Annotated in this window: 11 protein-coding genes; 6 read left to right on the top strand and 5 right to left on the bottom strand. The window is 47.5% G+C overall.

Annotation, left to right across the window (positions count from 1 at the left end; all coding sequences use genetic code 11):
* From Q0095_RS02295 to Q0095_RS02285, 3 genes are all read right to left on the bottom strand, one after another.
* Nucleotides 1-1,545 (bottom strand): RNA-directed DNA polymerase (locus Q0095_RS02295; RefSeq protein WP_297880980.1); only part of this gene is annotated, 1,545 nt, incomplete at its 3' end.
* 46 nt (nucleotides 1,546-1,591) lie between these two features.
* On the bottom strand, nucleotides 1,592-1,789 hold the full coding sequence (locus Q0095_RS02290) for a hypothetical protein (RefSeq protein WP_297880978.1): 198 nt from the start codon (nucleotides 1,787-1,789) through the stop codon (nucleotides 1,592-1,594).
* Between the two features lie 55 nt (nucleotides 1,790-1,844).
* Entirely contained in the window at nucleotides 1,845-2,399 is a 555-nt protein-coding gene (locus Q0095_RS02285) for a manganese efflux pump MntP family protein (RefSeq protein WP_297880976.1), read from the bottom strand.
* A gap of 86 nt (nucleotides 2,400-2,485) precedes the next feature.
* Here Q0095_RS02285 and Q0095_RS02280 point away from each other — a divergent pair, with 86 nt between their 5' ends.
* Both Q0095_RS02280 and Q0095_RS02275 read left to right on the top strand, forming a co-directional pair.
* Nucleotides 2,486-3,115 (top strand): hypothetical protein, encoded by a 630-nt coding sequence (locus Q0095_RS02280; protein ID WP_297880974.1) that lies wholly within the window; start codon nucleotides 2,486-2,488, stop codon nucleotides 3,113-3,115.
* 42 nt (nucleotides 3,116-3,157) lie between these two features.
* The gene (locus Q0095_RS02275) at nucleotides 3,158-4,975 is read left to right on the top strand and encodes a DMT family transporter (protein ID WP_297880972.1); all 1,818 of its coding nucleotides are present in this window, start codon (nucleotides 3,158-3,160) and stop codon (nucleotides 4,973-4,975) included.
* On the opposite strand, the gene Q0095_RS02270 is transcribed toward Q0095_RS02275, so the two are convergent.
* Nucleotides 4,919-5,722 (bottom strand): metal ABC transporter permease, encoded by an 804-nt coding sequence (locus tag Q0095_RS02270; protein ID WP_297880970.1) that lies wholly within the window; start codon nucleotides 5,720-5,722, stop codon nucleotides 4,919-4,921. The two genes, Q0095_RS02275 and Q0095_RS02270, sit on opposite strands and share 57 nt — an antisense overlap.
* Complete coding sequence (locus Q0095_RS02265) at nucleotides 5,715-6,482, bottom strand: ABC transporter ATP-binding protein (RefSeq protein ID WP_297880982.1); 768 nt, start codon at nucleotides 6,480-6,482, stop codon at nucleotides 5,715-5,717. Before Q0095_RS02265 ends, Q0095_RS02270 begins: the two co-directional genes overlap by 8 nt.
* A gap of 99 nt (nucleotides 6,483-6,581) precedes the next feature.
* On the opposite strand from Q0095_RS02265, the gene Q0095_RS02260 reads away from it, so the two are divergent.
* The 4 genes from Q0095_RS02260 to Q0095_RS02245 all read left to right on the top strand — a co-directional run bounded on the left by Q0095_RS02260 (nucleotide 6,582) and on the right by Q0095_RS02245 (nucleotide 8,735).
* The gene (locus tag Q0095_RS02260; RefSeq protein ID WP_297880968.1) at nucleotides 6,582-7,370 is read left to right on the top strand and encodes a class I SAM-dependent methyltransferase; all 789 of its coding nucleotides are present in this window, start codon (nucleotides 6,582-6,584) and stop codon (nucleotides 7,368-7,370) included.
* Nucleotides 7,371-7,461: 91 nt separating this feature from the next.
* Nucleotides 7,462-7,821 carry a hypothetical protein gene (locus Q0095_RS02255; RefSeq protein WP_297880966.1) on the top strand — a complete coding sequence of 120 codons (360 nt, stop codon included), beginning with the start codon at nucleotides 7,462-7,464 and terminating at the stop codon, nucleotides 7,819-7,821.
* 81 nt (nucleotides 7,822-7,902) lie between these two features.
* Nucleotides 7,903-8,358 carry a hypothetical protein gene (locus Q0095_RS02250; protein ID WP_297880964.1) on the top strand — a complete coding sequence of 152 codons (456 nt, stop codon included), beginning with the start codon at nucleotides 7,903-7,905 and terminating at the stop codon, nucleotides 8,356-8,358.
* Nucleotides 8,355-8,735, top strand: a complete 381-nt coding sequence (locus Q0095_RS02245; protein ID WP_297880963.1) for a hypothetical protein — start codon at nucleotides 8,355-8,357, stop codon at nucleotides 8,733-8,735. Before Q0095_RS02250 ends, Q0095_RS02245 begins: the two co-directional genes overlap by 4 nt.
* Nucleotides 8,736-8,911: the final 176 nt, after the last annotated feature.

Raw genomic sequence — 8,911 nt, 5'->3', positions numbered from 1 at the left:
AGGATGTAACCATTTATTATTCCATAATTTTATAGACTCACCGCCGACTAGTTTACATAATGGTTCGCACAAATCTTTTTGTGTAATTTGTAATTTTATAATTGCCCTCTGTAGCCATATTTGCATATATCCAGTATTCGGGATACTATTAAATTTATTTACAATTTTATCGACAATTGATTCAATCAATTTTTTATCAATCAATCCAAATAATATACTTAGTATTGCCATAGATATAGAATAAGTTCTTGGATTTAAAAGAGTAATATCAACCACAATACTTATTAAAACTTCTATATTTTCTTTATTCCTAGTTTCATCTTTACCTTCTCTTAATTGTTTTAAAATTAATTGAAGCTCTTTTTCTATGGTTCCAGAATGCGGATATTTTAATGCAAATTGATGAATTAACAAAAGGTACTTTTGTGTTGCTTTAAAATTTTTATTCATTCGCATTGTTTCTAAATCTTTATTAATAAGTGGGCAATCCAACTTATCTGATTTTATTGGGCTTTTAATAACGTTTTGATAAATTAACAAAAGGCACTTTTGTACTGTTTTAAAATTTTCATTAATTTGCGCTGTTTCTAGATCTTTACTAACAACTAGCCAATCTAACTTATCTGGTTTTATTGAACTTTGAATAACGTTGTTAGAAAAGGTTGTTTTACTTGAATTTAATTTTAACCCTAAATCAATTAAAACTTCTGTAAGCATTTTAATTATCTCATCTGCGATTTGTGGGCTATTAACAAAAATTCTATAATCATCTCTATATCTTAAAATATAAAAATCTTTTTTATCAATGTGTTTTAATCTGACACTTAAACACAAATCAGCATAAGATAGAACGATCTCTGCAATAAGATCCATCAAAACACTACCTTGCGGTATCCCATTCGTTTGTCCATTCGACATACTTTGTATATGAAAATCGATCATGCCACCAATATATTTTTTGTTAAAATTTTTATCTTTTCTGTTATCTTTTGATGCTTTTTTGGAATGTAATGCCCGGGATATAGAATGAGTATAAATCGAACCATAACAATCTACAATATCTGTATGGTAAATATAACTATAATCTAAACTTAAAATTATAGATTTTTGTTCTATCTGCTCCCACCAGTTTGAGATTTGCTCAGCCTTATCTGACTTGTTTGACTCAGAAACTACAGGCAAACTCATACATTCAACAACGCTTTTCGCTCTATTTTTTCCAAATCTTTTTTTGATTAATTTCCAATTGTTGTATTTCGTTATTTCATTAACAAGCGAAACATAAAGAAAAGGATGGATTAATTCGAATCTCCGCCAATCATATTTGCCATTTTTATTATGAAATAATTTATAGTTTACATCTTCAAAAATATCAGGATTGCTTTTTTTAATACTCATAAAATTTTTCCGACCTAGAACCTTTGAAATTTGATCAAACAAATTATCAAATTTAATATATGGCGGCAAATTAATATTTACGTAGCTTTCATGCTTTAATAAAAATAATCTAACTTCTTCAAAATTTAAAGAAAGTATATTTTTCACATCATCTCCTTTTTCATTTGATATTATTTCTACTTAGCAACAGGCTTTAAGGATTTCGGCTCATCTTTTTTTTTAGGCTCTCCCACTCCTTTTTCGCGCAGGCTTTTTGTGCCTCGTCTATGCTGGCAAACTCCTTTTGCGTCTGCCTCGTTTTGCCGTTTTTGATGCTCTTGCTGAGTAAAATTTGACCCTGCACGCGCAAATTTAGGCGGTCGCCGCTGGTTAAATTTATTAAATTTTTCATTTTCGCTCCTGCGGATTAGTTTTAAAGATTATCACAAAGCGGCGCTTAAAAGTCGCTAAATATCGATAACGCCGAGGTGCGAGAGTAAAATTTTAACCCCGATTAAGATCAAAATCGCGCCGCCTAAAACGAGCGCCTTGGCTTGCAGAAATTTGCCCGTTAGCTTGCCTGCGTAGCACGCCGCGACGCACAGCGCGAAGCAGACGAGCCCGATTACGCAACAGGCGTAGAGGATGTTTATCTCGCCAAAGGCAAAAGTCACGCCCACGGCCATCGCATCGATGCTGGTAGCGATCGCACCCAGCACCAGCTCCTTCGTGCTTAGGCGAAGATCTGGCTCGTCCTGCTCGCGGCGGGATTCTGCGATCATCTTAACGCCTAAAAACGATAAAATTCCAAACGCGACGAAGTGATCGATCTGCGCGATAAATTTTACGAAATTTATCCCCAAAGCGTAGCCTGCAAGCGGCATTATAAACTGAGCCGCCGCGTAGAAAAATGCGACGCGCGCGATCTGCGCAAATTTAAAATTCGGATATTTCGCGCCGTTTGAGATACTAAGCGCGACGCTGTCCATCGCAAGCGCGAAAGCGATGAGTAAAAGCTCCATATTTAGCCCTTTTGGTATTATAAAAGCGTTGATTATACATTAAAATTTAGGAAATAAAATAAACAATCTTTAATTAGGGAAAAACTTTGCTTAAAAAATTAATCTTTTGTTTATTGCCGCTATTTGCGACTGCTAGCTGGGAAGAGGTCGCCGTAAAGGGACTAGACGTGATGCTTAGTGCGGGCGCGGGCGATAGTGAAAATTTTAAAAACTCACTAAGCACTTTGATAGAGCGTGCCGCAAATGAATACGAACGCACTGGCGTACAGGATTACGAGCTTGATCTGCCTAGCTACATTACCGAGCGTGCGGGCAAAAAAAGCATCGCCGTGCAGAATATGCAAAGGCTGGCGAGCAAGAAGCTAAGTCTTGCCGTAGAGCCGATCAAAAAGCTCGTACTCGTTAAAATAAAAGATATGTCCGAAGCCGATACTAAGGCAGTAATGAGCGGCGAGGTGCTATTAAGCCACTATCTGCGCACCAACGCCTTTGATGAAATTTACGAAATCATTCGCCCTTTGGCACGTGAACTAGGAGCCGACGCGAGCTTTGCTAAAAGCTTTAAAAGTGCCGTCGGGCGCGAGCCTGGAGACGATTTTAGTAGCGAATTTAGCAGCGCCTTCATCAACGAAAGCTTCGATTTTTTAAGCAAAAACGAAAGGGAGTTTCGCAAAAACTCGGGCGCGATTTTAAACGCCATAAAGACGATCAGATAGGCGCGACCGCACTAAAATCTCGGCGAAATTTTACTTCAAATTATGAAAAATTCTATCTTGGAGCCTGCGGAAAATTTTAATTCAAAACCCGCTTTAAATTTTATCTCAAACCGGGTGCGTGAGTGCGCAAACAATACAGCGCGCGGCGGCGCGGTAAATTTCGCTCCCGCCCCCCGCCTCAAAAGAAATTTTAAATTTCAATACGCGGCCGCCAAGTTAAATTTTATCAGCGTGCGAAATTTAAAATTTTATCCCACTTCGGCTGGTTTCGCCGCACGCAATCGTGCCTCGGTCGGTTTTGCCATGCACAGTCTCATCGCGCCCTATTCCGCCCTGCGCGTCAAAAATCTTGAAAGAAAATCCGCTTTAAGCTCCGCGGCTCTTTCGCCAAATTTAAAGTCCGCGCAAATTCCAAACTGCGCCGAAAATAAAGCTTTAAATTCCGCAAAAGCCCCCACAATAAATCCTTGCGAAAATTCCGCAAGAAATTTCAAACGAAATTTTATGGGAAATTCCACTCATAGTAGCGCAAATAGCGAGAGTTCGCTAAATCGTGCGAGCGCCGTAGACGAGCCAAATTTAAGCCCCGCAAAAAGCCTCGCCGCCGCTCATACGCGACGCTCAAAGAAAAATTTTACCGATATCATTGCAAAGGGCCACGGCTTCGCTCAAGCGCTGCAGGGGTTTGGATTGAAAAATTTTGAGGCGCGGAATTTCGCGAAGAAATCTAATTCGGCAGAGAATTCTAGCTCTGCTCGAAGCTTAAATTTCGCGCAGAATTTCGATTTCGCGCAAAGCTCTGATTCTACGCAGAGCCCTGCTGCCGCGCAAAATTCTGCCTCTACGCAAAACTGCACGCAAAGCTCGAATTCCGCGCAGAGTTTCGGGCAAAATTCCAATTCCGCGCAAAACCCCGTTCCGCCTAGCAGGCTGTGGGACCTGGGGCTACTTTTCGTGGCGATCGTTTGGGGATGCACTTTCGTGCCGGTTCAGCGCGCGCTGCATAGCGGCGACGTTTTTAGCTTTTTGTTTTGGCGCTTTTTGGCGGCGAGCATTTTTACTTACCTCGCCTGCCTGCGCTTCGGCGTCAAATTTGACCGCGGCACGATAGGGCGGGGCGTGTTTTGCGGGCTGATGCTGTTTTGCGATTTTTCCTGCCAGACCATAGCGCTTGATTATGCGCTCTCCTCGACGGTGGCGTTCATTTTGGGGCTAAACGTCGTCATCGTGCCCTTTTTAATGCTTGCGTTTTTCGGCAAAAAAATCGGTGCTAGCGCCTTTGGCGGCGCGGTCGTGGCGCTTTTGGGGCTGTATTTTTTAAGCGGAGCAAGCGGCGCGGTGGGATTTGGCATAGGTGAGCGGTTGAGCTTGATTTCGGCGTTTGCATACGCGCTTCACATCGTATTTACGGGCGTCTGCGCGCGCAAAAGCAATATCTACGGCTTTGTGATCGTGCAGTTTCTCTGCGTCTGCATCTGCGCGCTGATCGCGGCGGTTTTCACTCCGCACGCAGAGTTTGAAGGCGAGATAAGGGTACTTGGAAATTTAATCTTTTCGCCGAGCTTTGATTTCGTTTTTGCGCTGGTTTTGACCTCGATCTTTGCCACCGTCGCGGCGTTTGTGATCCAAACGATGGCACAAAACCGCGGCGTAAGCGAGATAAAAACGGTGCTGATTTTCGCGCTAGAGCCCGTAAGCGCTGGCATAATGGGGTATGCTTTCGGCGAAAAGCTAAGCGCGCTTCAAATTTTAGGCGCGACGCTGATACTCGCAGGTATCCTGCTTAGCGAGCTGGGTTGGCTTTTAGGCGCGAAGTTTGCTAAAGATCGAGCTTGCGAAAAAACAGACCGAGGCGACTAGGATTATCGAGGCGCCGCTGGTTAGATTGAGCTTAAAGCTCAAAACAAGCCCCGCCGCGCAGAAAAGCGCCGATAGCGCGCAGCTTATCGCCATCATCGAGCCTAAGTTTTTTGAAATTTTTTCGGCGATAAAGGGCGGGATCGTCATCAGCGAGATCACCAAGATTAGCCCTACGATCTGAATCGACGCGACCACCGCGAGGCTCGCCATTACCACGAGGACGTAGTAAAAGACGCTCGTATTTACTCCGCGCAGCAGGGCGAATTCCTTATCGAAGCTGATCGCTAAAAACTGCCTATAAAAGCACGCCGTAAGCGCCGCAAATGCCGCGCCGCAAATGCCGATGAAGATCAAATTTTCATGATTTATCGCTAGGATCGAGCCGAACAGAAAGCTCATCAGATCGGATTTGTATCCAGGCGTAAGATCGGCGAAGATTATCCCCAAAGCCATTCCAAACGCCCATATCGCGCCGATTACGGCGTCGAAGCGCTCGGTATTTCGTAGTGTGACGTAGGCAATGAGTAGCCCCAAAAACAGCGCAAATACGCTAGCTCCCAGCACGGGCGAGATGCCTAAAAATAGCGCGATGCCGATGCCGCCGTATGCGCCGTGTGCGATGCCGCCTGCTATGAAGCTCATGCGATTTATCACGACTAAAGAGCCAACGACGCCGCAGACTATACTGACCAAAAGTCCGCCGAGTAGGGCGTTTCGCATGAAATCGTAAGATAAAATTTCAGCCATTTTCGCCCTCCTTGCAGCAGCATTCGTTAAGCGCGAGATCGACGGCACAGAAGTGTCCGTGCTCGCGTCGCAGGTGCTCTAAAAATTCCGCTCTGCCTCCCGGATCGATCTCGTGGGTATGCGCCGAGCCGTTTGCGACGTAAAGCGCGCGGTTTGCGTAGTTTAGTGCAAGCTGCACGTCGTGGCTGATTAAAATTATGCCGCAGCCGCTCTCGTTTAGGGATTTTAAAAGCTCGTAAATTTGAACCTGCCCCATCGTGTCGATGCTCGCTAGCGGCTCATCAAGAAGTAAAATTTTAGCCTTCGCGCACAGCGCCCGCGCGATGTAAACGCGCTGTCTCTGCCCGCCACTAAGCTCGCTGATACGGCAGTCTGCAAGGTCTTGCATACCTACGCGCCCCAAGGCTTGCATAGCTTGTTCGCGCTCGGATTTGGAGTAGAAGCCGAAAATTTTCTTATCTATCAGCCCCATTAAAACGACTTCGAGCACGCTTATGGGAAAGCTTTTGTTTATCGCTATAAACTGCGGTACGTAGCCCATTTGCGCTCTGGCAAGCACGGGCGATCTGCCTAAAATTTCGATCGTGCCCGAGCTTGGTCGCAATAGCCCCAAAAGTAGCTTCAAAAGGGTGCTTTTGCCGCCGCCGTTGGGCCCGAAAATCGCTAAAAAATCGCGCAGCTCGTAGCTTAGGTTTATATCTTTTAAAATTTCGCGTTTTTCGTAAGCAAAGTTTAAATTTCTTATCGTCACGTCCGCCATGAACGCCCTTTCGCCTAGATTTTGAAAGCATTTATTATAGCCCAAATTCGGAAAAATTGCCAAATTTTGCTATTATTACAAAAAATTTAAAGGCTAGCGGTGGAGAGAATCGGCGAAAAATCACATAAAAATAGCTGGGATAAAAAGTCCGAAAGTTACGCCAAATTTAGCGGCGAGCCGGGCGATTTCGGCAAGCGGGTGTTTGAGATACTGCGCGGCTGGGGCGTGAGCTTTGCGGGCAAAAGCGTGCTAGACGTGGGCGCCGGCACGGGGGTTTACTCGCTGTATCTCGCGTCGCTGGGCGCCAAGGTTACGGCGATCGATAGCTCGGAGGGGATGCTGCGCGAGCTAAGGCGTAGCGCAGAGGAGTTTGGCATCAGCTTGCAAAACGTATTAAATTTAAGCTTCGCGGAGTTTTGCGAGCGGCTTAGCCGCGATGGTTTTGCAGACGGAGCAGGCGAAAATTTTAAAATTTATCCGCGCTCGCAAAGCGAAATTTCAAACGCGCAAGCTCAAGAAGCCCGGGCTTTAAATTTAAAAGACGCTGTGAGCAAAAACCGCGAGAGCGAAAATTTTAAAATTCCCGCAGTTTTTGATATTGCATTTCTTACGATGAGCCCCGCGCTAAAAAGCACGGAGGATTTTGAGGCGTTTTTAGCTTTGGGCGAGCGAAAAATTTATCTAAATTGGGCGAGCGAGCGTAATTCATCGATGCTGGCGCCGCTTTTTGAGCGCTTCGGCACGGGGCATAAAAGGCTTGCTACCGCCGCCGAAAAGTTTGAGGCGCTGCTCGGGGCGCGCGACATCAAATTTAAAAGCGAAATTTTAACCGAAAAGCGCGAGCAAAAACGCAGCCTGCAAGAAGCGGTGCAGTTCCCCCACGACTGACCTCCCCCCAGGCGGCATCACCGCCTTCACCCACCCACAGGGGCACTTCCCTGTGGGTGGTGCCCCTGTTTTCCAACTTACAGGAGGGCACATGAGCTTTCTTATCCCCAATGCCGATCTCGCCTATCTGCTGGACGGTTATATCATTGACGAGGACAACTACCACCGCGTCCTGGACAGTGTCGTCCGTGACCCGGTCAATACCGTCTGGCTGTATCAGCGCAACCGGGGCGATATTCTTGCCTGGCTGTCCCGGCAAAATGTTGCCGATCAGTTGGGCGCACATCTCATCCGGGACGACCGGCTGAAAGAAGGGTTGGCACGGGCGATTAGCGCCATGCTGCATGACCCCGAACAGGCCCGTGCCGATTTACTCTATCGCTGGGCCTGCGATCGCTGCACGCCCAAGCAGCAGTCAACCGACGGAGATGGTGCCGCCGCCCCGGCTTGAACCGTCTTCCTTTTTATCCACCCTGTGCGGGAACATCCCCGCCGGGGATGCTCCCGCTTTTTTTCCACCGGGAGTATTTTTATGCACACCCCAACTGCAACCTCTCCGCGCTTTGTGCCGGAAACCCGTGACGGCCGCTTGCTGCTGTCTTTGACCTTACCCGCCGACTGCCCAACCCTGGACAATGTGATCCTGCCGGAGCCGGGCGCGCTGCCCCTTCCGGATGCGGTCATCCGCCTTGATGTCGCCCGGCTGGCGCAAGCCATCGATCTGCTGAATGAACACCGCGATATTCTGCGCTATCTGGGCATCGCCGCCGAGGTCGAATCAGAAGGCTTTGAGGGGTACCTGGCCCGTCCTTATGTGCATCTTTCCGTCTGCCTCGACTACATCGCGCTCGATTTGCGTTTTCAGGACGAATGGGCGGAAACATCGGCGCAATACTTTTTCGATATCGGTGCCTGCTTTAATGTGCCGGAACGGGACGTACCCGGCCATCTGGTCGGCTTATTGCGGCAAAACGGAGACGGCGCATGACGACAGAGGCTGTTTTTGCTCATGTGGATCTCGCCTATCTGTTCCGCGACGTGCCGCTTGCGGCGGATGACTATGTCGATCAGGTCGATGATCTGCTCAGTGATGGTGTTGTCCGCTGGCTGTTGCAGCGCAACCGGGCAGCGATTGACCACTGGCTGCGCGAGCAGTCCCTGTGCCGGTTGCTGGATCATTTCCTGTTGACGGATAGCGGCGGCGGTCTCACCGCCGATGTGGCGTCCCTCCTCTGCACCGTCCTTGATGCCCCGCAATACGCGAGGCGCAGTACGGTGTTTTGCTGGGTCTGCGAACAAGTGGAGTCAGCCCTGACTCCGCACTCCATCGCTGCCGACGGTCTCTCCGCCCGGCAGCAGCGCTGATCGTTTTTTTCTTCTTCCCCCGCATGGGCGTTTTCCCGGCGGGGAAGGCTCCCGTGCTTTTTTACACCGGAGTCTGTTATGAACACTGCCATCCCTGTCACCGAACCCGCCTTTGTGGTTTGTGAAAAGAACGGCCGCTGCGTCTTGCGGCTGGCATTGCCGCCGGGTGCGTCCCT

Origin of the sequence: uncultured Campylobacter sp. (assembly GCF_938045535.1) — a bacterium.
GTDB lineage: Bacteria > Campylobacterota > Campylobacteria > Campylobacterales > Campylobacteraceae > Campylobacter_B.
This window is presented reverse-complemented; position numbering and strand designations above follow the sequence as displayed.

Bases quoted from the DNA above. Each gene is read 5' to 3' on its own strand.
- Q0095_RS02290 (WP_297880978.1), bottom strand. From the start codon at position 1,789: ATGAAAAATTTAATAAATTTAACCAGCGGCGACCGCCTAAATTTGCGC.
- Q0095_RS02285 (WP_297880976.1), bottom strand. From the start codon at position 2,399: ATGGAGCTTTTACTCATCGCTTTCGCGCTTGCGATGGACAGCGTCGCG.
- Q0095_RS02275 (WP_297880972.1), top strand. From the start codon at position 3,158: ATGAAAAATTCTATCTTGGAGCCTGCGGAAAATTTTAATTCAAAACCC.
- Q0095_RS02270 (WP_297880970.1), bottom strand. From the start codon at position 5,722: ATGGCTGAAATTTTATCTTACGATTTCATGCGAAACGCCCTACTCGGC.
- Q0095_RS02265 (WP_297880982.1), bottom strand. From the start codon at position 6,482: ATGGCGGACGTGACGATAAGAAATTTAAACTTTGCTTACGAAAAACGC.
- Q0095_RS02255 (WP_297880966.1), top strand. From the start codon at position 7,462: ATGAGCTTTCTTATCCCCAATGCCGATCTCGCCTATCTGCTGGACGGT.
- Q0095_RS02250 (WP_297880964.1), top strand. From the start codon at position 7,903: ATGCACACCCCAACTGCAACCTCTCCGCGCTTTGTGCCGGAAACCCGT.
- Q0095_RS02245 (WP_297880963.1), top strand. From the start codon at position 8,355: ATGACGACAGAGGCTGTTTTTGCTCATGTGGATCTCGCCTATCTGTTC.